General features: G+C 69.7%; 25 protein-coding genes. 11 read left to right on the forward strand and 14 right to left on the reverse strand.

What is annotated here, in order from left to right; translation table 11 throughout:
* The first annotated feature begins 71 nt into the window (after window positions 1-71).
* Both ACZ63D_RS12130 and ACZ63D_RS12135 read left to right on the forward strand, forming a co-directional pair.
* Window positions 72-836 (forward strand): hypothetical protein, encoded by a 765-nt coding sequence (locus ACZ63D_RS12130; RefSeq protein WP_465354311.1) that lies wholly within the window; start codon window positions 72-74, stop codon window positions 834-836.
* A complete protein-coding gene (locus ACZ63D_RS12135) occupies window positions 817-1332 on the forward strand; it encodes a GNAT family N-acetyltransferase (protein ID WP_465354312.1) in 516 nt (171 codons plus the stop codon). Before ACZ63D_RS12130 ends, ACZ63D_RS12135 begins: the two co-directional genes overlap by 20 nt.
* Here the strand turns inward: ACZ63D_RS12135 and ACZ63D_RS12140 are convergent.
* The 5 genes from ACZ63D_RS12140 to ACZ63D_RS12160 all read right to left on the reverse strand — a co-directional run bounded on the left by ACZ63D_RS12140 (window position 1329) and on the right by ACZ63D_RS12160 (window position 6235).
* Entirely contained in the window at window positions 1329-2384 is a 1056-nt protein-coding gene (locus tag ACZ63D_RS12140) for an amidohydrolase family protein (RefSeq protein WP_465354313.1), read from the reverse strand. The two genes, ACZ63D_RS12135 and ACZ63D_RS12140, sit on opposite strands and share 4 nt — an antisense overlap.
* Before the next feature lie 15 nt (window positions 2385-2399).
* Entirely contained in the window at window positions 2400-3227 is an 828-nt protein-coding gene (locus tag ACZ63D_RS12145; RefSeq protein WP_465354314.1) for a pyrimidine reductase family protein, read from the reverse strand.
* Window positions 3227-4096, reverse strand: coding sequence for a dihydropteroate synthase (folP, locus tag ACZ63D_RS12150; RefSeq protein WP_465354315.1), 870 nt, complete (start codon window positions 4094-4096; stop codon window positions 3227-3229). Before folP ends, ACZ63D_RS12145 begins: the two co-directional genes overlap by 1 nt.
* Window positions 4097-4234: 138 nt before the next feature.
* Complete coding sequence (locus ACZ63D_RS12155; RefSeq protein ID WP_465354316.1) at window positions 4235-4534, reverse strand: YciI family protein; 300 nt, start codon at window positions 4532-4534, stop codon at window positions 4235-4237.
* Between the two features lie 180 nt (window positions 4535-4714).
* Entirely contained in the window at window positions 4715-6235 is a 1521-nt protein-coding gene (locus tag ACZ63D_RS12160; RefSeq protein ID WP_465354317.1) for a PucR family transcriptional regulator, read from the reverse strand.
* 164 nt (window positions 6236-6399) lie between these two features.
* On the opposite strand from ACZ63D_RS12160, the gene pucL reads away from it, so the two are divergent.
* The 5 genes from pucL to ACZ63D_RS12185 all read left to right on the forward strand — a co-directional run bounded on the left by pucL (window position 6400) and on the right by ACZ63D_RS12185 (window position 10906).
* Window positions 6400-7272: a factor-independent urate hydroxylase gene (gene pucL, locus ACZ63D_RS12165; protein ID WP_465354318.1), complete on the forward strand. Its 873-nt coding sequence runs from the start codon at window positions 6400-6402 to the stop codon at window positions 7270-7272.
* Between the two features lie 37 nt (window positions 7273-7309).
* The gene (locus ACZ63D_RS12170) at window positions 7310-7798 is read left to right on the forward strand and encodes a nucleoside deaminase (RefSeq protein ID WP_465354319.1); all 489 of its coding nucleotides are present in this window, start codon (window positions 7310-7312) and stop codon (window positions 7796-7798) included.
* A 175-nt stretch (window positions 7799-7973) separates the two neighbouring features.
* Entirely contained in the window at window positions 7974-9416 is a 1443-nt protein-coding gene (locus ACZ63D_RS12175) for an NCS2 family permease (protein ID WP_465354320.1), read from the forward strand.
* A gap of 15 nt (window positions 9417-9431) precedes the next feature.
* Window positions 9432-9809, forward strand: coding sequence for an allophanate hydrolase-related protein (locus tag ACZ63D_RS12180; RefSeq protein WP_009082380.1), 378 nt, complete (start codon window positions 9432-9434; stop codon window positions 9807-9809).
* Window positions 9806-10906: a glycerate kinase gene (locus ACZ63D_RS12185; protein WP_465354321.1), complete on the forward strand. Its 1101-nt coding sequence runs from the start codon at window positions 9806-9808 to the stop codon at window positions 10904-10906. The genes ACZ63D_RS12180 and ACZ63D_RS12185 overlap by 4 nt, the downstream gene beginning before the upstream one ends.
* Here the strand turns inward: ACZ63D_RS12185 and ACZ63D_RS12190 are convergent.
* From ACZ63D_RS12190 to ACZ63D_RS12205, 4 genes are all read right to left on the reverse strand, one after another.
* Window positions 10884-11276 (reverse strand): NUDIX hydrolase, encoded by a 393-nt coding sequence (locus tag ACZ63D_RS12190; RefSeq protein ID WP_465354322.1) that lies wholly within the window; start codon window positions 11274-11276, stop codon window positions 10884-10886. The two genes, ACZ63D_RS12185 and ACZ63D_RS12190, sit on opposite strands and share 23 nt — an antisense overlap.
* 117 nt (window positions 11277-11393) lie before the next feature.
* Window positions 11394-12101 carry an RraA family protein gene (locus ACZ63D_RS12195; protein WP_465354323.1) on the reverse strand — a complete coding sequence of 236 codons (708 nt, stop codon included), beginning with the start codon at window positions 12099-12101 and terminating at the stop codon, window positions 11394-11396.
* Window positions 12102-12181: 80 nt separating this feature from the next.
* Window positions 12182-13072 (reverse strand): helix-turn-helix transcriptional regulator, encoded by an 891-nt coding sequence (locus ACZ63D_RS12200; RefSeq protein WP_465354324.1) that lies wholly within the window; start codon window positions 13070-13072, stop codon window positions 12182-12184.
* Window positions 13073-13144: 72 nt separating this feature from the next.
* Window positions 13145-13948 carry an SDR family oxidoreductase gene (locus ACZ63D_RS12205; RefSeq protein WP_465354325.1) on the reverse strand — a complete coding sequence of 268 codons (804 nt, stop codon included), beginning with the start codon at window positions 13946-13948 and terminating at the stop codon, window positions 13145-13147.
* A 318-nt stretch (window positions 13949-14266) separates the two neighbouring features.
* Between ACZ63D_RS12205 and ACZ63D_RS12210 the strand changes: the two genes are divergently transcribed.
* The 4 genes from ACZ63D_RS12210 (at window position 14267) to ACZ63D_RS12225 (ending at window position 18986) form a co-directional block, all read left to right on the forward strand.
* Complete coding sequence (locus ACZ63D_RS12210) at window positions 14267-15436, forward strand: EfeM/EfeO family lipoprotein (protein WP_465354326.1); 1170 nt, start codon at window positions 14267-14269, stop codon at window positions 15434-15436.
* A complete protein-coding gene (locus ACZ63D_RS12215) occupies window positions 15433-16629 on the forward strand; it encodes a Dyp-type peroxidase (protein WP_465354327.1) in 1197 nt (398 codons plus the stop codon). Before ACZ63D_RS12210 ends, ACZ63D_RS12215 begins: the two co-directional genes overlap by 4 nt.
* Before the next feature lie 43 nt (window positions 16630-16672).
* The gene (locus tag ACZ63D_RS12220; RefSeq protein WP_465354328.1) at window positions 16673-18298 is read left to right on the forward strand and encodes a phospholipase C; all 1626 of its coding nucleotides are present in this window, start codon (window positions 16673-16675) and stop codon (window positions 18296-18298) included.
* A gap of 286 nt (window positions 18299-18584) precedes the next feature.
* Complete coding sequence (locus tag ACZ63D_RS12225) at window positions 18585-18986, forward strand: histone-like nucleoid-structuring protein Lsr2 (protein WP_465354329.1); 402 nt, start codon at window positions 18585-18587, stop codon at window positions 18984-18986.
* A 232-nt stretch (window positions 18987-19218) separates the two neighbouring features.
* Here ACZ63D_RS12225 and ACZ63D_RS12230 read toward each other — a convergent pair whose 3' ends face one another.
* The 5 genes from ACZ63D_RS12230 to ACZ63D_RS12250 all read right to left on the reverse strand — a co-directional run bounded on the left by ACZ63D_RS12230 (window position 19219) and on the right by ACZ63D_RS12250 (window position 24711).
* Complete coding sequence (locus tag ACZ63D_RS12230; RefSeq protein ID WP_465354330.1) at window positions 19219-20163, reverse strand: MBL fold metallo-hydrolase; 945 nt, start codon at window positions 20161-20163, stop codon at window positions 19219-19221.
* Window positions 20164-20388: 225 nt separating this feature from the next.
* Window positions 20389-21306, reverse strand: a complete 918-nt coding sequence (locus ACZ63D_RS12235) for an ROK family protein (protein WP_465354331.1) — start codon at window positions 21304-21306, stop codon at window positions 20389-20391.
* Complete coding sequence (locus tag ACZ63D_RS12240; RefSeq protein ID WP_465354332.1) at window positions 21303-22928, reverse strand: dipeptide ABC transporter ATP-binding protein; 1626 nt, start codon at window positions 22926-22928, stop codon at window positions 21303-21305. The genes ACZ63D_RS12235 and ACZ63D_RS12240 overlap by 4 nt, the downstream gene beginning before the upstream one ends.
* On the reverse strand, window positions 22925-23755 hold the full coding sequence (locus tag ACZ63D_RS12245; RefSeq protein ID WP_465354333.1) for an ABC transporter permease: 831 nt from the start codon (window positions 23753-23755) through the stop codon (window positions 22925-22927). The genes ACZ63D_RS12240 and ACZ63D_RS12245 overlap by 4 nt, the downstream gene beginning before the upstream one ends.
* A complete protein-coding gene (locus ACZ63D_RS12250) occupies window positions 23752-24711 on the reverse strand; it encodes an ABC transporter permease (RefSeq protein WP_465354334.1) in 960 nt (319 codons plus the stop codon). The genes ACZ63D_RS12245 and ACZ63D_RS12250 overlap by 4 nt, the downstream gene beginning before the upstream one ends.
* Window positions 24712-24713 lie beyond the last annotated feature (2 nt).

Consider the following 24713-nt stretch of genomic DNA (forward strand, 5'->3'; position numbering starts at 1 on the left):
CTTCACTCGACCTTGATGGGTGGTCATCCACGTTACGCGTTACGTCGCGTTCGGACTACTCGTATGGTTCGGTGGCATACGTGGCAACCTCGGATTTCGATACCGTCGCCGACCGGCTCTACGCGGGTGAACCGGCCGACTTCGTCGCGGAGCGCACCGCGGCCGCCCGCGCGGCGAAGGAAGCGGGCGACGTCGAGCTGGCGCGCCGGATCCGCGCGCTGCGCAAGCCGACCGCGGCCGCGGCGTACGTCAACCGCCTGGCGCGCGACGGTTCCGCTCCGCTGTCCGAGCTGGCGGCGCTGGGCGACAAACTGCGCGAAGCGCACGAGCGGCTCGACGGCTCCCAGCTGCGCGAACTGGCGCACCAGCGGGCGGAGCTGGTGCAGCGGATCGTGCGGGACGCGACCAGCTTGAGCGATTCCGTCGAACGCGAGGTCGAGGAAACGCTGGAGGCGATCGTCGCGGACGCCGACATCGCCCGGCTGGCACTGGCCGGACGACTGACGTCGAAGGCCCGCCAGGACGCCGACCGCTGGCTGTCGCTGCCGACGAATCCCGCTCCTGCCAAGAAGTCCCGACAGTCCGAAAAGGACCGGAAGGCCGAGGAAGAGGCCCGGGTCCGGGCGTTGGAACGGCGGCAGGCGGTACGGGCGCGGGCGGAGGCGGAGCGGAATCTGCAGCGCGCGGAACGGACCGCCGAGCAGGCCGAGGACCGAGTGAGCGAACTGCGGGATCGGCTGGCCGAGGCGGAGCAGCGCGCCACCCGGGCGGCCGACGAACTGGCTAAGGCGCAGAAGACTTTCGAGGAAGCCGACGATGCCGTACAGCGGTCTTGAGGACCTGTCCGACGGCGTGGTCAGCCTGTCCCCGCTGCGTCCGGACGACGCTGAGGCGCACTTCGCGGGCGAGGACGCCGAGCTGGTCCGGTGGCTCAGCGGCGGGCCGGGGACTCTTGCCGGGGTCCGCGAGTATTTCCAGCACTGCCAGGAGGAATGGGCTTCTGGCGGGTCGTTGCGGGCGTTCGGCATCCGCGCGAACGGCGTGCTGGCGGGGACGGTCGACCTGCGGTTCTCCGGCGAGCATCTCGCGCCGGGGGAGACGAACGTGGCGTATGGGCTCTACCCGGAGTGGCGCGGGCACGGGTTCGCGACCCGGGCGGTGCTGCTGGCGGTCCGGTACGCGGCTGGCGAGGGCGCGAGGCGGGCGGTGATCAAGGTAGAGCCGGAAAACGTCAGCCCGGGCGCGGTGGCCCGGCGGGCCGGGTTCGAGCTGAGCGGCCGGACGGTCGAGGGCGGAACCGTGCTCGACCGGTACCTCCGCGACCTCGGCTAGCGGCTGATTTCCGTTCCAGCGCACCACACCGTGCGAATGGCCCGCGTCGCTGACAGGTCCGCCACCGGATCGCCCTCGATGAGGACCAGGTCGGCCCGCAAACCGGCTCGGATCACGCCGCGGTCGGTCAACCCGAACGCTTGCGCCGGGGCCACTGTCGCGGCCCGCAGGATCTCCACCGTGCTCAACCCGGCTTCGGCCAGGAGCTCGAATTCGTGGTGCAGGCTCGACCCGTGCGCGACCGCGATCGGGGCGTCGGAACCTCCGTTGGCGTCGGTTCCGGCGAGGATTTCGACCCCGGCGGCGCGCAGAGCAGCCACATTGGCCACGTAATCGCCAGTGGCTCCGGCGAAGAAGGCGAGCGCCCCTTCCATCATGGTGAGCGTCGGGATCGCCGTCTGCCCGGCGGCTTTCATCGCGGCGACGTCCTCGTCGGCGATCCGGCCGACCACCGGCACATGCGTCACGAATCGCGCACCGGTCGCCACGGCCAGGTGGTACGCGCCGGTGGTCGCCGCGTGCAGGACGGTGTCCAGGCCTCGCTTCCGCGCCGTGTCGACCAACGCCTGCAACGCCTCCGCGGGCGGCCCGCCGTCGCCGGGCGCTTCGGCCACGCCTTTGATGTAGTCGACGCCCTCCGCGACCCGCGCTTCGACGAACTCGACGGCGGCTTCGGCGGTCGTGACGATCGCCGATCCGGGCATTTCCGGGATCGTGGAGTGGAGGCCGTGCGGGCCGATCATGGGAAGGCCCGCGGTGCGGAAATCAGCCGGGCCCGCGGCCCGCATCGCGGCCACGCGCTCGACCGGCCAGCACGCCATGTCCAGCCCGGTCGTGACGCCCCACGCGGCGAGGTCGGCCAGTTGCTCCGTCCGCTCCAGGTGGACGTGCGCGTCGATGAACCCGGGCAGCAGCGCCGCCCCGGCGGCGTCGATTTCCCGTGCCCCGGCGGGATCCGTGCCGAGCACTGCCCCGTCGATCACGACGGTGCGCGGTTCGGTGAGCCCTAGCCCGTCGAAGACGCGCACGTTGCGCAGAGCGGTTTTGGCCACGATCCCTCCCCTGGGTCAGTGGACGCGATACCGCAAGAGTAGTGAGTTGTCGTCGACCAGGGCAGTCATTAATTCGAGCTGCTGCGGCTCGATCGCGGCACCCATCGCGACGCGCGGCGCGTCCCCGGCGATCAGCATCGGCGCGACGGTCAGGCGCAGTTCGTCCACGACACCTGCGGCCAGCAGCGACGCGAAGAGGTGCGGTCCGCCTTCGCAGTCGATGCGGCGGAGTCCCCGGCGGGCCAGTTCGTCCACCGCGGCCCGCAGATCGACGTCGCCATGGCGGGGGCGCGGACGCTGGTCGTCCGGGCCGGCGTGCAGAGCCGGGTCGCCGGTGGCCTCGTGCAGCGTTGGGTCGCCTGTCCCGGCGACCAGGACGTCCGCCCCGGCCGCCGCCCACGCCGCGCGCAGTTCCGGGTCCGTCGCCGCGCTCGTGATGACGATCGTGGGCACCAGCGCCTTGGTGATCACCGGGGCGTCCGGCGGCAGCGAACGGCCGGTGCTGACCACGGCGACCGGCGCGATCGGGGCCAGCCCGTGCCTGCGCCGCCGCTCCGCGGTCTTCTCGTCCGGGCGCAGGCCCTCGAACCCCTCGGCCTGTGCGGTGCCCGCGCCGACCAGCAGGACGTCGGCGAGGTCGTTGCCCAGCCGGTAGACGATCCGGTCCGCGGGCGTCGACAGCCCGCCGGAGCGGCCGTCGATGGTAATCCCGCCGTCGGCGCTGGACACGAAGTTCACCGCGAGCCACTTCGGCCCGTCCGGATAGACGTAGAGCTGCTCGACGTCGGACTCGGTGAGGTCGTGGCCGACGGGAAAGAGGTTGCCGGGAAAGATCTCGCGCATCAGACCGACCGTACAACGTTCGCCGGCGGCCGGGTGCCCACGATGCTCGCCACCATCTCCGCGACCTGCCGCGTCTCGCGGACCTGGTGTGCGCGGAACATCGCCGCGCCGTGCAGCGCGGACACCGCGGTGGCGGCGAGCGTGCCGATGACGCGTTCGCCGACCGGGAGGTCCAGCGTTTCGCCGATCACGTCCTTGTTCGACAGCGCCATCAGCACCGGCCAGCCGGTCGCGACCAGTGCATCGACGTGCCGCAGCAGCTCGAGGGACTGGTAGGAGTTTTTCCCGAAGTCGATGCAGGGGTCGATCATGATGCCCTCGCGCGGCACGCCCGCGGCCAGCGCGCGCTCGGCCAACGCGGTGGTGCCTTCGACCACGGCGGCCACCACGTCGTCGTACACCGGCTGGCGGGCTTCGGTGCGCGGCACGAGACCGTTGGTGTGCGAGCAGATGTAGCCCGCGCCGTGTTCGGCGGCGACGTCGAGGATTTCCGGCTCGATCGCGGCCCAGTTGTCGTTGACCAGGTCCGCGCCCGCGCGGCAGACGGCGTCGGCGACCTCGGCGCGGTAGGTGTCCACGCTGATGACCAGGTCGGGGAAGTTCTCGCGGGCCCATGCGACGGTCGGCACCACCCGGCGGATCTCCTCCGCCGCGGTGACCTCGGGACCCTTGCCCGCGGGCACGCCGCCGATGTCGATCAGGTCGGCGCCCTCGGCGTGCGCGCGGCGGATCGCCGCTTGCGCGGGGGCTTCTTCGAAGGTCGCACCGTTGTCGTAGAACGAGTCGGGGGTGCGGTTGACGATGGCCATCACCAGGGCGCGGTCACTGGTGAGGCGACGGCCTCGGAACACGAGGTCGGGCGTGTGCATGCGGTCTCCCGGGCCGGAACGAAGATCTCGCGCGATCATAGGCGAGTTCACGGCGGGAGCACGTCCGGCAGGTGGCGGGCGGAGCGGTCCGGAGGCCACCTGCGTCCGGGCGTTCGGTCGATCTGCGGAGACGGCGGATCAGGAGGCGAGCGCCTCGTTGACGGTGAGGAATTCGTCGGCGGTGCGGGTGGCGGAGAATTCGATCACGCGGTAATGCGCGAGCCGTTGCAGCACGAGCGGATCGGTGGCGAGCACGGCGTCCAGCTTGCCGCGCAGGCACGGGCGGGAGATGATGACCTGGTCGGCGTCCTCGTTTCCTTTTCCGGAAACGAGGAACAATCCATGCGCGAACTGCCTTTGCAGCCACTCCGCGTGTTCGGCCAGTGCGTAGTCGACTTCGTTTCGAGGTGCTGTGTAGGACAGCAATGCGATGTACATGACCTCAGAGTAGGACGCTCGGTCGGATGGTGCATCCTCCTCCCGAGTGCCGTCGTGTGTCATCGAATGGTCAAGTATTCCCAATAATTCTTTACGGATAACGGCATCGCCGGGATTTCCGTTACGGGGTACGGAAAATCCTTGCGCACGGCGTTTCCGCAGGACAATTCGGACGGATGGTCAAGACCACCCCCAGTTCTGCGTGAAGCACCCGGCCAGATAAAGATCCACGCGGTCGGCGAACCGGCTCGGATCGCGTCCGGTGAGTTCGCCGATCCGGGTGATGCGGTATCGCAGGGTGTTCACGTGCAAGTGCAGCGTGGCCGACGTCTGTGTCCAAGATCCCGAATGTTCCAAGAACGCCTTGAGTGTCGTTATCAATTCGGAACCGTGTGCCGCGTCGTACGCGAGTACCGGCCCCAGTACTTTTTCGCCGAATGTCCGGCGCAAGTCCTCCGGCACGGCGGCGAGCAGCAGCAGATGCGACGCCACTTCATCGCCGGACACCACCGTCGCGCGGCCCGGCGTCAGCGCGGCCAGCGTGCGCGCGTGCCGGGCTTCCTGCACGCCCGCGCGGAGCCCGGCGGCGTCCGCGGCCCGGCTCAGCCCGAGCGTCAACCGCGCGGACCCGAGCGCGGGTTCGATGGTGTGCACCGCTTCGCGCAACGCCTCGGTGTCGCGCGAAGAGAAGAGGCCGAATGTCTCGCCGTCGACCGTCGCCACCAGCACTGGCTGGCCGGTGGTGGAAAGCAGTTCCTCCACCAGCACCTGCGCGAGCCCCGGACCGCCGCCGCGGACCTCGGCGGACAGCGTCGCCACCGGTTCCTGCGGCGCGAACCCGGCGGCGGACAGCCGGGACGTCAGCTCGCCCGGCGCGGCGTCGTCGGAGAGCACCAGCCGCAGCAGCGGTTCGGCCGCCCGGTTCTCGATCCGCCGGGCCTCGTCCACCCGGGACCGTTCGAGCCCGACCAGCGCGGCCAGTTCCAGCGCCAGCTCGCGGCGTGCGGATGGCCACTGCGCCGGATCGCCTTCCACGACCAGGAACCAGCTCGCGATCCGATGTCCGGAGCGTCCGGCCGCGCCGAGCAGTGTGACCGGACCGTCCTGGCACGGCAGCCGTTCGGCACGCAGGAACTTCCGCGCCAGTACGGTGCGGCGGGCGGCAGGCAGTTCGGGTCCGCCGGCCAGCTGCTGCCCGGTCGCGCTCAGCACGACACAGCCGGTGCCCAGCTCCTCCGCCCCGGCCTTGACCAGCGCGGACAGCCCGTGCCCGGACGTCACCGCGGCCACCAGCCGCCGGTGCGAATCGCGGGCCGGAGCTGAGCGTTCCGCCGCCAGGCCCAGGATCACCCGCTCGGCCACGGTCGCGAACGAAACCGACACCGGCACCTCGAACAACGGCAGTCCGACGCGTTCGCAGGCGGTGACGAGGTAGTCCGGCACCGGGCCGCCGACCTCGGCGGTGCCCGCCCCGAGCGCGGTCACGCCCGCCGCGGCGAGTTTGCCGACGAACGCGTCCGCGTCCGCGGGCCCGGGCAGCCAGCGCATCCCGCACAGCACGATCTCGCCGCCGTCGAGGTACCGCGTCGGATCCTGCAGGGTCGCCTGGAAGACGCGGCCGAACTCCCGGTCGCGCGCCTTCTCTCCCGCCAGCAGCCGCAACCCCAGCTCCGGGGTGTCGAGCAGTGCACCCAGCCGCATGCGCGCCTCCTTCCGCACATCAGTACCGCACACCAGAGGGGTTTGGCGGAAACTACGAAAAACCGGCCGTTCCCGGTCGCCGCTTTCGGTGGATCCGCCGTGGCCCGGGCCACGCCGCGACGGGTGTACTCACTCGGCGAGCGAAACGGAAGGGATGACGACCAATGGCGATCGTTCTGGGCGACAACCGCTACGGGAAGGCCGAAAACCGGCTGGTCCGCGTCGACCGTGACGGCGACGAGCACCGGATCACCGACCTCACCGTGAGCGTGTCGCTGTCGGGCGACATGAGCGACACCCACCTGACCGGGGCCAACGACAAGGTGCTGGCCACCGACACGCAGAAGAACACCGTCTTCGCCTTCGCCCGCGACGGCATCGGCGAGATCGAGGACTTCGCGCTGCGGCTGGCCCGGCATTTCGTGTCCACGCAGGAGAGCATCCACCTCGCCCGCGTCGGGATCGTGGCCCATCCGTGGGAGCGGCTGCAGGTCGGCGGACAGCCGGCGCACCATTCGTTCGCGCGTTCCGGGGCGGGCACGCGCACCACGCGCGTCACCTACGACGGCGAGCGGGCCTGGGTGCTCGGCGGGGTCGAGGACCTGACCGTGCTCAACTCCACCGGCTCCGAATTCTGGGGTTTCCCGCGCGACCAGTACACCACGCTGGTCGAGGTGAAGGACCGGATTCTCGCCACCGCGGTGTCCGCGACCTGGCGGTTCTCCGTCGAAGAGGCCGACTGGGCGCACGCGCACGAAACCGCGCTCGCCACGCTGCTCGACGCCTTCGGCGGCACGCACAGCCAGTCCCTGCAGCAGACGTTGTACGCGATGGGGCAGGCAGTGCTGGAGGCCGTCCCGGAGATCGCGGAGATCCGGTTCTCGCTGCCGAACAAGCACCACTTCCTCGTCGACCTCGAGCCCTTCGGTCTCGACAACCCCGGCGAGGTGTTCTACGCCGCCGACCGGCCCTACGGCCTGATCGAGGGCACCGTCCTGCGCGACGACGCCCCGCCGGCCGGCCCGGCCTGGTCCTGAGCACACCGAAATCCGAGCTGTTGGGAGCAGTACTGTCATGACCGTGTCCATCGATGCCGACGTCGAACGCGCCTGGCTCGCCGAATGCGTGCGGATCGCCGAGAAGAACGTCGCCGACGGCGGCGGCCCGTTCGGCGCGCTGGTGGTGAAGGACGGCGAGATCGTCGCGACCGGCGTCAACCGCGTCACCCCGTCGCTCGACCCGACGGCGCACGCCGAGGTGGTCGCGATCCGCGCCGCCTGCCAGGAACTCGGCACGTTCAGCCTGGCCGGCTGCGTACTCGTCTCCTCGTGCGAACCGTGCCCGATGTGCCTCGCGTCGTCGCTGTGGGCGCGCGTGGACCGCGTGCTGTACGCGGCCGATCGCGACGACGCCGCCCGTGCCGGTTTCGACGACCGGGCTTTCTACGAGCTTTTCGAGCACCCGCGCGAAACGTGGCAGACCCCGGTTTCGCGAGTGTCCACACCGGAGGCTTTCGCCCCGTTCTCCGCCTGGCTCGGCCGATCCGACCGGATCGAGTACTGAGCCTCGGCGAGTGCTGATGCCGGTCAGAATCGGCTTCAGCGTTCCCCGCCCCACCCCACCGGGCCACCCTCCCGGTGCTGACCGGAGCACCAGAAAAACGCAAACGTCCCGCCGAGCCGCCCTTCGCCTGTGCCAGGGGTGCGGTTCGGCACACCCACCGGCAAGGGGAGGACGCATGACCCAGGTACGCCTCGACGAAGCGGCGACCTCGGCTCCCGGACCTCAGCGCAAGTCCATTGTGGAGCGACTCTTCGAAATACGCGCTCGCGACACCACTGTAGGCCGCGAAGTACGCGGAGGGTTGACCACCTTCGTCGCGATGGCCTACATCGTTTTGCTCAACCCGCTCATCCTCGGCGCTTCCGCCGACATCACCGGCGCGAAACTCAGTGCCGCGCAAGTGACCACCGCGACCGCGCTCGCCGCCGCGGTGATGACTGTCCTCATGGGACTCGTCGGCAACGCGCCGCTCGCGCTCGCCGCCGGTCTCGGCATCAACGGCATCGTCGCGTTCCAGATGGCCCCGGCGATGACGTGGGCGCAAGCCTTCGGGCTCGTCGTGCTGGAAGGCGTCTGCATTGTGCTGATGGCGGTCAGCGGGGTACGGGAACGCATCATGAACGCGATTCCCGGACCGCTGAAAACAGCGATCACCGTCGGCATCGGCCTGTACATCGCGCTCGTCGGCCTGGTGAGCGCCGGGTTCGTCACGCGCACCCCGGACGCGGCGCATTCGACCGTCCCGGTGCGGCTCGGGCTCGACGGCCATCTCGACGGCTGGCCGATCGCGGTGTTCTGCTTCGGACTGCTGCTGATGACTGTGCTGATGGCGCGAAAGGTGCCGGGCGCGGTTCTGATCAGCATCGCCGTCGCGACCGTGCTCGCGGTGGTGCTGCACGACGGATTCGGGGTCGGCGAATGGGGTTTGACGACTCCGACGCTGCCGCATTCCGTGGTGGCGGCCCCGGATTTCGGGCTGCTCGGGCACGTCGACCTGTTCGGCGGATTCGCCAAGGCGGGCGCGCTGACCGCGACGATCTTCCTGTTCACCCTGGTGCTGTCTGGATTCTTCGACGCGATGGGCACCATCACCAGCGTGTCGGCCGAGGCCGGGCTGTCGAAGAACGGCCGGGTGCCGCGGATGGGCCGGATCCTGTTCGTGGACGGGGCCGGGGCGATCGCGGGCGGGATGTCCGGCTCGTCGCCGAACACCGTGTTCCTGGAGTCCGCGGCCGGCGTCGGGGAGGGCGCGCGGACCGGGCTGGCGAGTGTCGTGACCGGACTGTTGTTCGGGGCGACGCTGCTGTTCACGCCGATCGCGGGCATCGTGCCGGCGCAGGCCGCCGCGCCCGCGCTCGTGGTGATCGGCGGGATGATGGTGGCGCAGTGCCGCAACATCCCTTGGCACGACCCGGATTACACGATCCCGGTGTTCCTGACGGTCGCGCTCATTCCGTTCACCTACTCCATCACCAACGGCGTCGGCGCGGGCCTCATCGCGTTCGTGCTGATCAAGACCTTCCGCGGGAAGTGGCGTGAAGCAGGGTGGATCCTCACCGTGCTCGCGCTCGTGTTCACCGTCTATTTCGGAATCGACGTGGTGAAGGCGATCCTCTAGAGAAAGGGACCCACCATGCCTCTGATGTTCCTCAACGGCGGCGCGATGCGCGGCGAACCTCTGCACCATCTGCTCGACGGCGCACCACTGGTGGCCGAAACGACCACGGCCGCGAAGTACCGGTTCTATTCGGTGGGCGGGCAATGCCCGGCGCTGGTCCCGGTAGCGCACGGCGGCGCGGCGATCTCCGGCGAGGTCTACGATCTGACGCTGGACCAGCTGCGCGACCGCGTGCTCCCGTCCGAACCGCCGGAACTGGAGCTGGGCGTGATCGAACTGGCCGACGGCAGTTCGGCGTTCGCGATGCTGCTGCGGCGGCCGCAGACCTCGCACGTGCAGCTGCGGGACATCACGGAAATCGGCGACTGGCGCGCGTTCAAGGCCGCGGCGTGACGGTTCTGGTCGCCCCGGACAAGTTCAAGGGCTCGCTCACCGCGGCGGAGGTCGCGGAGGTGGTGGCCGCGGCGTTCGCCGAGGTCGCGCCGGGCGAGCCGGTGCGGCAGCTGCCGGTGGCCGACGGCGGCGACGGAACGGTCGCCGCCGCGGTCGCCGCCGGGTTCCGGCGAGTGCCGGTGCGGGTGTCCGGGCCGACCGGACGCCGGATCACCGCGTACTACGCGTTGCGCGGGACGGTCGCCGTGGTCGAGCTGGCGGAGGCGTCCGGCCTCCACCGGCTGCCCGGCGGCCGACCGGAACCGCTGACCGCGTCGAGCTACGGCACGGGCGAGCTGATCGCGGCCGCCCGTGCCGCCGGGGCGACTCAGATCGTGCTCGGGGTCGGCGGCAGCGCTTGCACCGACGGCGGTGCCGGATTGCTGACTGCGCTGGGCGCGCGATTGCTCGACGCTTCCGGCGCACCGCTTCCTCCGGGCGGTGCGGCGTTGGCTGACTTGTCCACAGTGGATCTATCGGGACTGTCCGAAGTGGACATTGTCCTGGCGTCCGATGTGGACAATCCGCTGCTCGGTGTGGATGGCGCGGCTGCGGTTTACGGTCCGCAGAAGGGCGCTGGCCCGTCCGAGATCGCCGTGCTGGAACGCGGGCTGACTCGATGGGCCGAAATCATGGGCTCCGCGCACGCCACCACCCCGGGCGCTGGCGCGGCAGGCGGCGTCGGGTTCGGTGTGCTCACCGGACTCGGCGCCCGTATTCAGCCGGGCATCGAGTTGTTGCTGGAGCTGCTGGGTTTCCCGGCCGCGGCCCGCGACGCTCGGCTCGTCATCACCGGCGAGGGATCGCTGGACGCCCAGTCGTTGCACGGAAAAGCGCCGGTGGGCGTGCTCCGGGCAGCGGGCGGCACCCCGGTGGTGGCACTGGCCGGGCGGTGCCTGCTGTCCGCACCCGAGTGGCAGGCGGCGGGCTTCGCCGGCGTGTACGCGCTGACCGACGTGGAACCGGACGAGCATCGGTGCGTGGCCGAGGCCAGGGCGTTGCTGCGGGACCGGGCCGCGCAGCTGGCCCGGGATTTCAGCCGAGCAATACCTGCCTGACGTGGCCGGACAGGGGGAGTCCGGCCGCTTCGGCGGGGGTCAGCCAGCGGTGGTCGTCGTGTTCGGCCGGGTTGAGCTGAAGGTCGCCGAGGAATTCCGGGTGCGCGTCGAAGTAGGCGGCGTGCACGGTGAACGGTTTGCCGGTGCGGTCCGGCCAGGATTGGCGGGCCCGCTGCCCGGCCAGCCGTACGCGCAGGCCGGTTTCCTCGGCGACTTCCCGCACCGCGGTGGCCTCCGGGGTCTCGCCGGGTTCGACGGTGCCGCCGGGGAATTCCCAATGCCCGCCGAGGAAAGTCTCGGGGGCGCGGCGGATGAGCAGGATGGTTTCGCCTCGGGGGAGCAGGACGTAGGCGAGGTGTTTGTCGTTCATGGGGCACCTCCGTGGGAGACGAGGATTTGGCCGTGCCAGCCGTCTTCTGTGAGGCGTTCGGCGATTGCGGCGTCGACTCCGGCCTGCCTCCCGACCCCGGTGACCAGGGCGATTTTCTCATTCCTCAATGGCGCTGTCTTTCGCGCGGAGGTGCTGCCGGAACGTATAGGACGGGTCGGTTTCCCGGTGGGCCAGGAATTCGCTGAATCGGACCTGTTCGCGGAGGGAGACACCGTCGCGGATCTTCGCCGCTTGCCGGTGTTCGGTGTCGCGAATGGATTCGGCGAGCCGGAGTACTTCCTCGGCTTGTGCCGCGGGGATGAAGAGGACGCCGTCGTCGTCGCCGAAGACCAGGTCGTCGGTGGTCACGGTCCATTCGCCGACGGTGGCGGCTTCCAGCGCGTCGGCGGCGCGGTCGCCGAGGTGCAGCGGACCGGTGGAGAGCGAGCCGAGGCTGTACACCGGGAGGCCGATTTCGCGCAGTTCAGCGGTGTCGCGGTGCAGGCCCCAGATGACGATGCCGCTGAGTCCGGCTGTCGCGACTTCGGCGGTGATGAGATCCCCGACACAGCTCTCGTCCAGGCGGCCCCGGTTGTCGACGACGAGGACGTCGCCTGGCTGGGCGGCGGTGATCGCTTCCAGGAAGACGTCGACGCTGCCCGCGTGCCGGGCCGGGAGGACTCGGCCGGACAGCTTCTGGCCTGGGATGACGGAGCTGGTTCCGGCTGGGGCGCAGCGGACGGTAAGGCGGGCGCGGAGGCAGCCGTCGGCCAGGTGGGCGGTGGTCAGGGTGGCGAAGCGGGTGCTGAGTTCGGTGTGGTCCATGGGTTCCGCCCTTCTCGCGTAACTGCTTCACGCTAGCGGGAATCTCCCCTGAGGGGTGCCGGGTTTTCCGCGCTGGCTGATCAACCGAATGCTTGACTCCCGGCCGCGAATTCCTCCTGGCTGGCCGCCCACGAGGCCAGAAGGGCCAGTCCGTCCGCGGTCGCCGTGCCGGCGGGAGCGGTGTAGACGTTCAGGATCAGGCCGGGTTCGGCGGGCAGTTCCATCGACTCGACGTCCAGGTCCAGCTGGCCCACGACGGGATGGCGCAGGCGTTTGCGTCCGGACCGGTGCAGCCGGACGTCCTGGGAGGCCCAGCGCTGCCGGAACAGTTCGCTGCTGGTCGCCAGCTCGCCGACCAGGGCGATCAGCTCCTGGTCGTGCGGGTCGCGGCCAGCTTCCATGCGCAGTTTCGCGGCCACGTCGCGGGCGATGCGGTCGTAGTCGACGAAAAACGTTCTCGCCGCTTCGGGTTCCAGGTACACGAACCGCGCGGTGTTAGCCGGTCGTCGCGGGTCGGCCAGCACCGGGGAATACAAGGCGCGGGCGAGAGGGTTCGTGGCCAGGACGTCGAACCGGCCGTTGCAGATCCACGCCGGGGCGTCGGTGATGGCGGCGAGCACCTGCCGCAGCGCTGGACGCACCGTCGCGGCGGGTCGCTGGCGGCGGGTGCTGCCCGGTGTCTTGGACTGCCGTGCGAGGTGGAACAGGTGATCGCGCTCGGCCTCGTCGAGGTGCAAGGCGGAGGCCAAGGCGTCGAGCACTCCGTCGGAGGCGCCGGAGAGGCTGCCTCGCTCCATCCGCACGTAGTAGTCGACCGACACCCCGGCCAGCAGGGCGACCTCTTCCCGGCGCAGGCCTTTGACCCGGCGGTTGCCGCCGTAGGCGGGCAGTCCGGCCTGCTCGGGCGTGATCCGCGCGCGCCGCGAACTCAGGAATTCCTTGATCTCAGTGCGCGGATCGATCGTGGCCACCTCCTCACCGTAAGCCCCGCCCGCGGGCGGAGGGAGGCCCTGCCGGTACCCCGATGGCTACGGAGCCGACGCCTAGGTGCCCGAGGCGGTCGTGGCGGTGCCGCCGTCGACCGGGACGATGGCGCCTGTCAGATAAGACCCGGCCCGGCTGGCGAGGAAAACGGCGACACCTGCCATGTCGTCGTCGCGGCCGAGGCGGCGCAGCGGGGTCTTCGCCGCGATCGTGTCGCCGATGGCGTCGATCGTGGCCGCCATCATCTGCGACGGGAACACGCCGGGGGCGACCGAGTTCACCGTGATGTGCTGTGGGCCCAGTTCCCTGGCCAGCACCCTGGTGAGTTGATGGAGTGCCGCTTTGCTGCTGGCGTACGAGTAATTGGGCGACTCGGCGACGTGGATGGCCGCGATGCTGCCGATGTTGATGACCCGCGCGGGATCATCGGCGGTGCCCGCCCGGCGAAGTGCCGGGAGCAGCGCTTGAACCAGCCAGAACGGCGACTTGAGGTTGAGGTCGAGCACGGTGTCCCAGGCCTGCGCCGGGAACGTCTCCAGTGGCTCACGCCACATCGCTCCCGCGTTGTTGACGAGGATGTCCAAGCGTTCCGAATCGGCCGTGACCAGATCCGCGAGGCGCTGACACTCGTCGCGCTCCGACAGGTCGGCGGGGATTGCTTGTACATCGCCGAATTCGGACAGCAGACGTTGTGCCTCGGCGCACGCGTCTGCCTTGCGCGAGCTGACCACGACGCGGGCACCCGCCTGCAGAAGACCGCGCGCGATCATCATCCCGATGCCTCTGGTGCCGCCGGTGACGAGTGCGTGCTTCCCGCTCAGGTCGAAGAGGCCGGAGCGGGTGGGGGACTGGCTGTTCGCCATGGTGCTTCATTCCTTTGGCCGGGGAATCGGGTGCTGGCTCAGGTTGACGGGATCCCCGGGCGTCGGGGAGACCCTGGCGATACCGGCACTGGGAGACCTCCCTTGCCTGGCGCGGGCAGCCGGGCGCTGAGGAAAGTGGCATACACGGCGAATCGGGCAGCCCTTAACCATACGCTTTGGCGGCTATATCCGGTTTCTTCCGCCACCTGGTTGAAGTCCTGGTGAATTCCCGGACAGGCGAAGGTCTCGACCAGGGTTTCTTCACTTTCCGCACGCATAATTCCGTCCCGGTAGTCCAAACGTGTGGCAGGAGGAAATGTGCCGGGGTCTGTGCGTGCCCGCTGGATTGGCGGCGGGGTCGCGATCGCGGTCGTGGCGGCGGGCGTCGCGTTCGCGGTGTGGCCCGACGGGGCTTCGGCGCAGGATCCGGAGATCCAGATCTCGCGGTCGGCCTGCGGGCAGGGCTGGGCGGATCCGCGGCCGGGCGTGCAGACTTTTCACCTGCACAACACCGGATCCGTGACCGCCGAGGTGGATTTGATCGATCCGGCGACCGGTGTCGTTTACGGCGAGGTCGAGGGGGTTGGCAGCGGAACAACGCGGCCGCTGCAGGTGACGCTTGGCAACGGATCCTACGCGTTCCGTTGTCTCCCTGAGGATTCCTCGGCGATCGTCGGGCCGGTGGCCACGGTGAGCGGCGGCGCCGAGCGCGGGCCGGGGGTCGCGCCGGTGACACAAAATGATCTGCTCGGGCCGTTGAAGACCTATCAAGCACATGTGACGCAGGGGCTAGGCCAGCTGGCCGCGGACGTCGGCAAGGTGCGGGACGCCATTCGCGGCAACGATCGTGGCGCGAGTCAGGCCGCGTGGCTCGTCGCGCACCTGGATTACGAACGGCTCGGCGCGGCTTACAACGCCTTCGGCGACTCCGACAAAGCCATCAACGGCACTGCCGACGGCAAGCCGGACGGCGTCAAGAGCCCGGATTTCACGGGATTCCACCGGATCGAATCCGGGCTGTGGCACAACGAAGACCTCGCCGCCCTCGCTCCGGTGGCGGATCAGCTGGACAGCGACGTGCAGAAGCTCCGCAAGTCCTTTGCGGACAGTCAGGTCAATCCGAACGACCTCGGCCTGCGCGCGCACGAGATCGTGGAGAACACCCTGCAATTCGAACTGACCGCCCGCACCGATTACGGCAGCGGCACCAATCTCGCCACCGCCCGCGCGAATCTCGACGGGACTCAAGCGGTCCTCGACGTGCTGCGTCCGGTGCTCGCTCCGCGCTACCCGGCTTTGTCCAAGGTGGACAGCTGGATGCAGCGCACCAAAGCCACTCTCGACCGGGCGAAGAAGCCGGACAACTCGTGGACGCCGGTGAGCCAGTTGTCCGCGGCGCAGCGGCAGAAGCTCAATGCGGACGTCAGCGAGCTGACCGAGCTGCTCGCTCCGATCGCTGCCATCGCGGAGCCGAGGAGGACCTCGTGACGGCGGAATCCTCTCGCCGGTCCTTCCTGCGCCGCACCGTCGTGGGCGCGGGGATCACGGCGGCCGCTGGCATCGGCGTGACAGCCAGTGCGAGCGAAGAGCCGAACACCGTCGCGTTCCACGGCCCGAGACAGGCCGCGATTCTCCGCCAGCCCCCGGCGCAAAGCGTGATCGCGTCGTTCGATGTGGTCGCCGAGAACCGCGCCGAGCTGACCCAGCTGTTCCAGGAAATCACCGACCGCGCGAGGTTCCTCACGAACGGCGGCGCCCCGGCGGCGTTGGGGATTACCGCCCCGCCCGCGGATTCCGGGGTGCTCGGGCCGGTCGTGCCGCACAGTGACCTCGGCGTGATCGTAGGCGTCGGATCGTCCCTTTTCGACGGACGCTACGGGCTGGCCGACCGCAAGCCCAAGAAGCTCAAGCCGATGACCATGTTCCCCAACGACGCGCTCGACGCCTCGCAATGCCACGGCGATCTGTCGCTCACGCTCTCCGCGAGCGATACCGACACCGTGCTGCACGCGTTGCGCGACCTGGCCCGCGCGACCCGCGGCGGAATGCAGCTGCGCTGGAAGATCAACGGGTTCAGCTCGCCGTCCCGGCCGTCGGGCACGCCGCGCAACCTGATGGGGTTCAAGGACGGCACCGCGAACCCGGCGGCGTCCGAAATGGACCGGCTGGTGTGGGTGTCGGGAGCGGGCGAGCCCGCGTGGACGGCCGGTGGCAGCTACCAGGTGATCCGGCTGATCCGGATGCTGGTCGAGTTCTGGGACCGGGTGTCGATCACCGAGCAGGAGAACATGATCGGCCGCCGCCGCGACACCGGCGCGCCGCTCGACGGGGCGTCCGAACAGGACGAACCCCGCTACGCCGACGACCCGATCGGCACCGTCATCCCGCTCACCAGCCACATCCGCAAGGCGAACCCGCGCACGCCGCAGACCGACGACAGCCGGATCCTGCGCCGCGCGGTCAACTACGACCGCGGCGTGGACGCCAACGGCAACCTCGACATGGGCCTCGTCTTCACCTGCTACCAGCAGGACCTCGAGCGGCAGTTCGAGGCGGTGCAGAAGCGGCTGATCGACGAGCCGCTCGTCGACTACATCTCCCCGTTCGGCGGCGGCTACTTCTTCGCGCTGCCCGGAGTCACCGGTCCCAGCGACCACTTCGGCCGGGCGCTCCTCGCCTGAGGCGTGCCCCGATCCCCACCCCGGAAATCAGGAGGAATCCTCAGTGGACACAGCATTCGGCAGGCGGCGCCGTCGCCTGCTCGGCACGGGCGCGCTCGTCTCGGCGGCCGTGCTCGCGATCGTCACCGGCTCCGCGGCGTCGTCCGCGCAGGCCCAGCCGCTGCACCCATTGCCCGCGTCGTGGCTGCCGACGCTCACCCCGATCAAGCACGTCGTGGTGATCTTCGGCGAGAACATCTCGTTCGACCACTACTTCGGCACCTACCCGAAGGCCACCAACGAGAACGGCACCCCGTTCCAGGCGGCGAAGAACACGCCGAAGATCAACGGCCTCGACGACAAGCTGCTCACCCACAACCCGAACGCCTACAACCCGAAGCGGCTCGGGCCGGACAAGGCGCTCACCTGCGACCAGAACCACAACTACGGCGCCGAGCAGGCCGCGTTCAACGGCGGCAAGATGGACAAGTTCGTCGAGAAGACCGAGACCGACAAGTGCACCGGCCAGCCGGTCCTGTTCGGCGAGCCGGGCCTGGTCATGGACTACTACGACGGCAACACCGTCACCGGCATGTGGAACTACGCGCAGCACTACTCGCTGAGCGACAACTCGTTCAACACCGTCTTCGGCCCGTCCACCCCGGGCGCGATCAACCTGATCTCCGGCCAGACGCACGGGATCCAGGCGGTCGACCCGGTCACGCACGAGCCCAAGAGCGACTCCTACGTCGTCGCGTCGCCGGACGAGGACGGCGTCGGCACCGTGATCAACGACCCGGATCCGGCCTGGGACGACTGCTCGGGCAAGAACCACACCTCCAAGGACAACCTCGGCGCGATGCAAGGCCGCAACATCGGCGACCTGCTGAACGACCGGCACGTCACGTGGGGCTGGTTCCAGGGCGGCTTCAAGCCGACCGGCACCCAGAACGGCTACGCGGTCTGCGGGCAGAAGCACGCCAACATCGGCAACCAGTCCTCCGTGGACTACAGCCCGCACCACCAGCCCTTCCAGTACTACAAGTCCACTTCGAACCCGCACCACCTGCCGCCGTCCTCGGTGCAGGCGATCGGGCAGACCGACCAGGCCAACCACCAGTACGACATGAGCGACTTCAACGATGCGCTCAAGGCCGGCTCGATGCCCGCGGTGAGCTTCCTCAAGGCTCCGGAGTACCAGGACGGGCACGCGGGCTATTCCGACCCGCTGGACGAACAGCATTTCGTCGTGGACGAGATCAACAAGATCCAGCAGTCGCCGGAGTGGCGCTCGACCGCGATCGTGCTCGCCTACGACGACTCCGACGGCTGGTACGACCACGAGAACTCGAAGATCGTCAACGGTTCGCAGGACGCTTCGCAGGACCAGGCCGTCTGCACCGGCAAGCCGGCCGGGCTCGGCGGGCACGCCGACCGCTGCGGTTACGGACCCCGGCTGCCGCTGCTGGTCATCTCGCCCTACAGCAAGGTGAACTACGTCGACCACACCCGGACCGACCAGACCTCGGTGCTGAAGTTCATCGAGGACAACTGGTTCTCCGGCCGCGTCGGCAACGGCTCGTTCGACACTCGCGCGGGCGGACTGTGGAACATGTTCAACTTCTGGTGGCCGCAGGCGGGCAAGCTCCCGCTCGACCCGAAGACGGGGGCTCCCGCCGGGAGGAACTAGCTCGCGTTTCGTCTCGCACGCCGAAGGCCATCGGGTTTCGACCCGGTGGCCTTCGGCCGTTTCCGGCCCTTCTCCGCCTCCGCTCAGCGGGAAACCGCGTGCGATTACCGCGCCGCTGGAAATTTTCCAGTGCGCGCAACTGTGCGCGCTGTCGCGGATTGAGTACCGAAGGCGCCCGGGAAAGGACGGGATCCGGGACAGGAATGGAGTCGCGCTGCGCGGTCCGTCACTCGACACGATAGGGTAATCGCAGGCACATCCTGTAGAAGGTGAAGGAACGCGAATCATGGCGCAAAAAGTCCATGTCGAGATGGTGGACGACATCGACGGCAGCATCGCCGAACAGACCGTCCCGTTCAGTCTCGACGGCGTGAGCTACGAGATCGATCTGTCCGAAGAGAACGCTGCCGCACTGCGGGAAGAGCTGGCCCGTTACGTCGCCGCCTCGCGCCGGGTCGGCGGCCGCAAGGTCCGGATGGCCGCCGGGCAGGCCCCGCGGCCGGCTTCGACCGCCGCGGACCGCGAGCGCAACAAGGCGATGCGCGAGTGGGCGGAGGCCAACGGTTTCACCGTGTCCGACCGGGGACGGCTCCCGGCGGAGATCGTGAAGGCCTACGAAGAGCGCGACACCGAGGCTCCGGCCAAGCCGGCTCGCAAGCGCGCGACGCGCAAGAAGGCCAGCGCCTGAGCGTTCTTTTCGGCAGCTGTGCCGCGGGGGCCGCGGCGAGTCATCAGCGGTGAGGGCGGCGCCGGGATTCCCGGCGGCGCCCTTCTGGCTGTCCAGGGGAAATAGCGGTTTCCCGGCCTCGAGACGATGCGGACGTACGTGAGGGAATCAGAGTCCCTCGGGGTTCCCCTCACGTACTCGCGGAAACGGTCGAGAGCCGCGGCAGCCGCTCGGGGAATCGATTTCCCGCCCGTTAAGACTTGCCGAGCCCGAGCAGTGCGTCCAGGTCGATCTTGCCGCCGGCGGCGTCGCGGATCGCGCGCATCGCTTCGGCGGGCGAGAGCTGGTGCCCGTGCTGGTCGGCGTGCGCGCGCAGCAGATTCCCGATGTGCCGTTCCGGGACTGTCCACGTCGGCCAGCGGCGGCGGGCGATCGTGGCGAGTTCGGGGAAGTCCGGCGTCCCCGGACCCGCGGTCGCGTCGAGCAGCCAGTGCAGATAAGTGCGCAGCACCGCCACCGGGAAACTGCCCGGATGGCTGAGCCCGCCGTGCCCGGGCACGAAGGTGCGGACGTCCGGGAACATTTTGTCGAGCCAGTCCAGCGCGGTCAGCCAGCCCGGGATCGAGCCGTGCACGGCGAACGGCGTGGACCCGACCGACAGCAGGTCGCCGGTGAAGAGCGTCCCGGTGCGCGGTTCGAACAGCACGAGGTCGCCGTCGGTGTGCGCGGTCCCGGGAAACGGCACGACCTCCACGACCACGCCGCCCAGGTCCACTTCGACCGGTTCGATCACCGCGTGCACCGCTTCGGGCGGCGGCGCCTCGAGCTTTCCCCAGTTCGCGCAGGCGAAGATCTCCTCGTCGCACTGCGGCCCGGCCCGGACGATCGGCACCGCGGTGGGCGCGGCCAGGATCCGGCCGCCGTTGCGCAGCGCGACCCCGGCCCCGTTGTGGTGGGTGCCGTGCGCGTGGGTCAGCACGAGCGTGAGCGGCATTTCGACGGTCGAGTACTTGCGGACGTCGCCGACCAGGTCGAGCGTGTCGCGTTCGGTGCCGCAGGTGTCGACGAGCAGAACCCCTTCCCGGCCCCGGATCCAGCCGCAGTTGGACACCATCCAGTCGCTCGGGCTGCGCACGTAGGCGACGACGCTCGGGTCGGAATACCGGAGCGGGACGATATTGCGCCTGATGACGGGCATGGGATCCCCTCGTGGGCCACCGGACGGGAAATGATCACCGGAATGGTATAGACCAAGTCACCTGCTGTCAGCGGGGTGGAGACCACGCTCACGCGGATGGTCTCCCGCCGTTCTCGGTTGTCCCGTTCCGTCCAGCTTCGCGCGCATCGTTGCCCCCGGCTCCGTCGGTGCCCGACAGCGTATACCCCGAGGCCACGGTTTTCTCGATGGTCCACAGAGGACTGGTCAGGGGTTGCTCACGTCCGGTAATCGTTGAATACCACCAGTGAGGCTCGCCGCCCCCAGCGCTACGGACTTCGCCCCGTGCCGGGAGAGCCGGACGGACACCGGTTTCCCGGACAGCAGCGGCCGTTCATCCAGCGCTTCCCGCACCGGTTTCTCCAGCAGAGCCCAGGACTTGACCACCGAACCGCCGAGCACGCAGGTCGCGATGCCGAGCAGCCCGGCCGCGTGCGCGATCGCCTGGCCGACGAACCGGCCCGCGTCGGTGAACACCGCTTCCGCCGCCTGATCCCCGGCGAGCGCTTCCGCGGCGACGGCCTCCGCGGCGAGGGTCCGGCCGGTCGCCTCGGCATAACGGCGGGACAAGGACCGTCCGGCCGCGTACGCCTCAAGGTGCCCGATCTGCCCGCAACTGCACCTTTCTTCCCCGTAACGCCCGACGTGCCCGATCTCGCCAGCCCCGGTCGAGCCGCCGTACAGCAGCCGCCCGTCCACGAACAACGCGCCGCCGACCCCGGTGCCGACCGCGACGCCGAGCACGTTCCGCTCGCCCGGGAGCAGCTCGCCGAGCAGGAATCCGTCCACGTCGTTGACGGTGCGCACCGGCACGCCGCCGAGCCGCGCGGACAGCTCGGCGTTGACCGGCGTGCCCGCCCAGCCGGTGAACGAATCGCCGGTGACCAGCACTGTCCCGGTCACCGGGTCGACGACGCCCGCCGCTCCCACGCCGACTCCGGCGAGCGCCGCGTGGTCCGGCACCAGCGAGCTGACCAGCTCGGCCGCGCGGTCGAGGATCGCCGCGCCGCCCCGGTGCGCTTCGGACGGCGCGGACGTTGAGCCCAGTTCCGTGCCGTCCTCGTCGCATACCACCACCAGGGTTTTCGTCCCGCCGATGTCGACTCCGGCCCGCAACCCCGTCACGCCGCGGGGTCCGCGCCGGCCAGCGCCTCGCGCCGGCTTCGCTGCAGCTGCGGGTCCGGTACCGGTGAGGAGAGCAGCAACGCCTGCGTGTACGGGTGTTCCGGAGTGCGCAACACCGTCTCCGCCGGGCCTTCCTCCACCAGTTCGCCCGCGCGCAGCACCGCCACCCGGTCGCACAGGCTGTCGACCACCGCGAGGTCGTGGCTCACGAACAGGCAGCCGAAGCCGAACTCGCGATGCAGCCGCCGGAACACTTCCAGCACCGCTGCCTGCACGGATACGTCCAGCGCGCTCGTCGGTTCGTCGGCGATCAGCAGCTTCGGGCCCAGCACCAGGGCACGGGCGAGGCTCACCCGCTGCCGTTGCCCGCCGGACAGCTCGTGCCCGTACCGGTCGAGCAGGCTTTCCGGCAGCTCCACCGCGTCGAGCAGCTCCCGCACCCGCCGCTGCCGCTCGGCGCGGCCGGCCGAGGTGTGGACCACCAGCGGTTCGGCGACGGTCTGCGCGACCGTCATCCTCGGGTCGAGCGACGACGCCGGGTCCTGGAACACCGCTCCGATCTGCCGCCGGATCGCCCGCGCGGAGCGGCCGGTGCCTTTCGGCAGCGGCCCGCCGAGCACCTCGACGGCGCCGGATTTCGGCGTGACCAATCCCAGCGCGCAGTTCCCGAGCGTGGTTTTCCCCGAACCGGATTCGCCGACCAGCCCGACGATCTCCCCGGGCGAGACGGACAGGGAAACGTCGTTTACCACCCGCCGTCCGCCGTACTCGACTACCACCTTCGACAGGGCGAGCACCGGCTTCCGGCTTTCTTCGCCCGCTGGCTCGTGCGAGAACGTGCCCAGTTGCGGAACCGCGGCCAGCAGTTCCCGGGTGTATTCGGCCTTCGGCGCCGCGAACAGTTCCACCGCCGGAGCTTCTTCCACGAGCTTACCGTTCCGCAGGACCGCGACGCGATCCGCGACATCGGCGACCACACCCATATTGTGCGTGATCAGCAGCGTCGCGGTGCCTTCGTGTTCGCGGATATCGCGGAGCAGGTCGAGAATCTGCTGCTGCACCGTGACGTCGAGCGCGGTGGTCGGCTCGTCCGCGATGATCAGCTTGGGCCCGGCCGCGAGCGCGATCGCGATCATCACGCGCTGCCGCAGACCGCCGGACAGCTCGTGCGGGTACTGCTTCAGCCGCGCGGCCGGTTCCGGGACGCCGACGCGGTCGAGCAGTTCGGCGCACCGGTCGTGGTAGCGGCGGTGCCGCAGCCGCGCCGGGTCGTGGTTGCGGATCGCCTCGGCGAGCTGGAAACCGATGGTCCGCAACGGGTTCAGCGCGGTCATCGGTTCCTGGAACACCATCCCGGCGCCCGGCCCGCGCAGTTTCCGCAGGTCTTCGCCGCGCAGGTCGAGCACGTTCTGCCCGGCCAGTTCGATCGTCCCGGTGACCCGCGCGGAGCCGGGCAGCAGCCCGAGCACCGCGAGCGCGGCCGTGCTCTTGCCGGAGCCGGACTCGCCGACCACCGCCACGATCTCGCCGGGCGCGGTCGACAGGCTCAGCCCGTCGACCGCAGTCGCACCGTCCGCATAGGACACCCGCAGGTCACGGATGTCCAGCACTGCTTCGCTCATCGTCGCCCCTTCACCGCGAACGCGTCGCGCAGCCCGTCGCCGAGGAAGTTGATCGCGCACACCACCAGGACAATCGCGATGCCCGGCGGCAGAATCAGCCACCACGCACCGTCGAAGGTGTAGGTAATTCCTTTAGAGAGCATCGCGCCCCAGTCGGTGTCGGGGGCGGGCACGCCGAGGCCGAGGAAGCTGACGTACGCCACGAGCAGGATCGCGTCGGCGATCTGGAACGTCGCGTTCACCACCACGGTGCCGATCGCGTTCGGGATGATGTGCCGGAACACCACGCGCGTGCGGCTCGCGCCGAGCACGGTGATGGCCCGGATGTAGTCGCGTTCGCGCAGGCTCACCGTTTCCGCGCGCATCAGCCGCGCGGGCACCAGCCACGACACCGCGCCGATCAGCAGCGCCAGCACGCCGACGCTCGGCGTCACCAGCGTCGCGGCCACCAGCAGCAGGAACAGCGCCGGGATCGCGACGCCGGTGTCGACGATCCGCATCAGCACGGTGTCCAGCCAGCCGCCGGTGTACCCGGCGACCGCGCCCCACACCGCGCCGATCGCGGTCGCGATCAGCCCTGCCAGCACGCCGATGATCAGCGACGTCCGGCCGGCGACCATGAGCCTGCCGAGCACGTCGTAGCCGAGGTCGTCGGTGCCGAGCAGGTGCCCGGAACCGGGGCCGAGCCGGGCCGAGGCGAGGTCGGTGTGCGACTGGTCGGTGCCGTAGAACACCGGCCCGAGGAAACAGAACGCCACGACGAGCAGCAGCAGGACCGCGCCCGCCACCGCGGATTTGCGGGCAAACAGCCGCGAAAGGACGGTCACGACCGCGCTCCCTTCACCCGCACCCGCGGGTCGATCGCCAGCTGGATGAGGTCCGCGAGCAGGGAGCCGAGCACGGTCGCCACGGCGATCACGAGCACGACGCCCAGCAGCACCGGGAAATCGGCGGTGCGGGTCGCGGTCCAGAACAGCAGGCCGATGCCGGGGTAGTTGAACATCGATTCGACGACCAGCGAGCCGCCGAACACCACCGGCACGTAGTAGCCGAGCATGGAGACCACCGAGGTCAGCGAGTTCGGCCAGACGTGCCGCCAGATGATCGTGCGTTCCGGCGTTCCCTTGGCCCGCGCGGTGCGCACGAAGTCCTCGGACAGGCTGTCCAGAGTGGACGCTCGCATGTACCGGCTGAACGCGGCGAGCGCGGCACCGGTCCCGGCTAGCACCGGCAGTACCAGCGCGCCCGGTTGAGACAGCAGTTCGCCGATCGTTTCGCCTTGCGCGGCTTGCGCCGGGAACCATGGCAAGACCTGCGCGAACAGGATGATCAGCACCAGCGACAGGAAGAACACCGGCGTCGCGTAGAGCACGAACGTGATGGCTGTGGTGAGCACGTCCGCGGTACGGCCGCGGCGAACCGCCTGCCACACGCCGAGCGGCAGCGCGACGAGAATCGCGAGCGCGGTCGACACCACGGTGAGCAGCAAGGTCTTTGGCATCCGCTCGGCCAGCAGGGTGCTCACCGGCGAGTTCTGCGTGTACGACTCGCCGAGGTCACCCTGCAGCAACCGCAGCAGGTAATCCCAGTACTGCACCGGAAGCGGCTGGTCGAAGCCTTGCGCGTGGTTGAAGGCGGCGATCTGTGCCTCGGTGGCCTTCACCCCGAGCACGCCGCGAGCCGGGCCGCCGGGCAGCAAATGCAGCAGCACGAACGTCACCACGGTGACCAGCAGCACGACCACCACGGCCAGCACGAGCCTGCGGAGGATGTAGCGCGTCATGT

The sequence above is a fragment of the Amycolatopsis sp. NPDC104775 genome (assembly GCF_055583325.1).

What these genes read in the sequence shown, in the direction of transcription:
- ACZ63D_RS12160 (WP_465354317.1), bottom strand. Translation starts at nt 6,235, where the DNA reads ATGCGGCTGGGTGCACTGCTCGACACCCCGGAGCTGGGGTTGCGGCTG.
- folP (WP_465354315.1), bottom strand. Translation starts at nt 4,096, where the DNA reads ATGCACACGCCCGACCTCGTGTTCCGAGGCCGTCGCCTCACCAGTGAC.
- ACZ63D_RS12175 (WP_465354320.1), top strand. Translation starts at nt 7,974, where the DNA reads ATGACCCAGGTACGCCTCGACGAAGCGGCGACCTCGGCTCCCGGACCT.
- ACZ63D_RS12170 (WP_465354319.1), top strand. Translation starts at nt 7,310, where the DNA reads ATGACCGTGTCCATCGATGCCGACGTCGAACGCGCCTGGCTCGCCGAA.
- ACZ63D_RS12225 (WP_465354329.1), top strand. Translation starts at nt 18,585, where the DNA reads ATGGCGCAAAAAGTCCATGTCGAGATGGTGGACGACATCGACGGCAGC.
- ACZ63D_RS12145 (WP_465354314.1), bottom strand. Translation starts at nt 3,227, where the DNA reads ATGCGCGAGATCTTTCCCGGCAACCTCTTTCCCGTCGGCCACGACCTC.
- ACZ63D_RS12205 (WP_465354325.1), bottom strand. Translation starts at nt 13,948, where the DNA reads ATGGCGAACAGCCAGTCCCCCACCCGCTCCGGCCTCTTCGACCTGAGC.
- ACZ63D_RS12190 (WP_465354322.1), bottom strand. Translation starts at nt 11,276, where the DNA reads ATGAACGACAAACACCTCGCCTACGTCCTGCTCCCCCGAGGCGAAACC.
- ACZ63D_RS12240 (WP_465354332.1), bottom strand. Translation starts at nt 22,928, where the DNA reads ATGAGCGAAGCAGTGCTGGACATCCGTGACCTGCGGGTGTCCTATGCG.
- ACZ63D_RS12180 (WP_009082380.1), top strand. Translation starts at nt 9,432, where the DNA reads ATGCCTCTGATGTTCCTCAACGGCGGCGCGATGCGCGGCGAACCTCTG.
- ACZ63D_RS12135 (WP_465354312.1), top strand. Translation starts at nt 817, where the DNA reads ATGCCGTACAGCGGTCTTGAGGACCTGTCCGACGGCGTGGTCAGCCTG.
- ACZ63D_RS12250 (WP_465354334.1), bottom strand. Translation starts at nt 24,711, where the DNA reads ATGACGCGCTACATCCTCCGCAGGCTCGTGCTGGCCGTGGTGGTCGTG.
- pucL (WP_465354318.1), top strand. Translation starts at nt 6,400, where the DNA reads ATGGCGATCGTTCTGGGCGACAACCGCTACGGGAAGGCCGAAAACCGG.
- ACZ63D_RS12230 (WP_465354330.1), bottom strand. Translation starts at nt 20,163, where the DNA reads ATGCCCGTCATCAGGCGCAATATCGTCCCGCTCCGGTATTCCGACCCG.
- ACZ63D_RS12155 (WP_465354316.1), bottom strand. Translation starts at nt 4,534, where the DNA reads ATGTACATCGCATTGCTGTCCTACACAGCACCTCGAAACGAAGTCGAC.
- ACZ63D_RS12195 (WP_465354323.1), bottom strand. Translation starts at nt 12,101, where the DNA reads ATGGACCACACCGAACTCAGCACCCGCTTCGCCACCCTGACCACCGCC.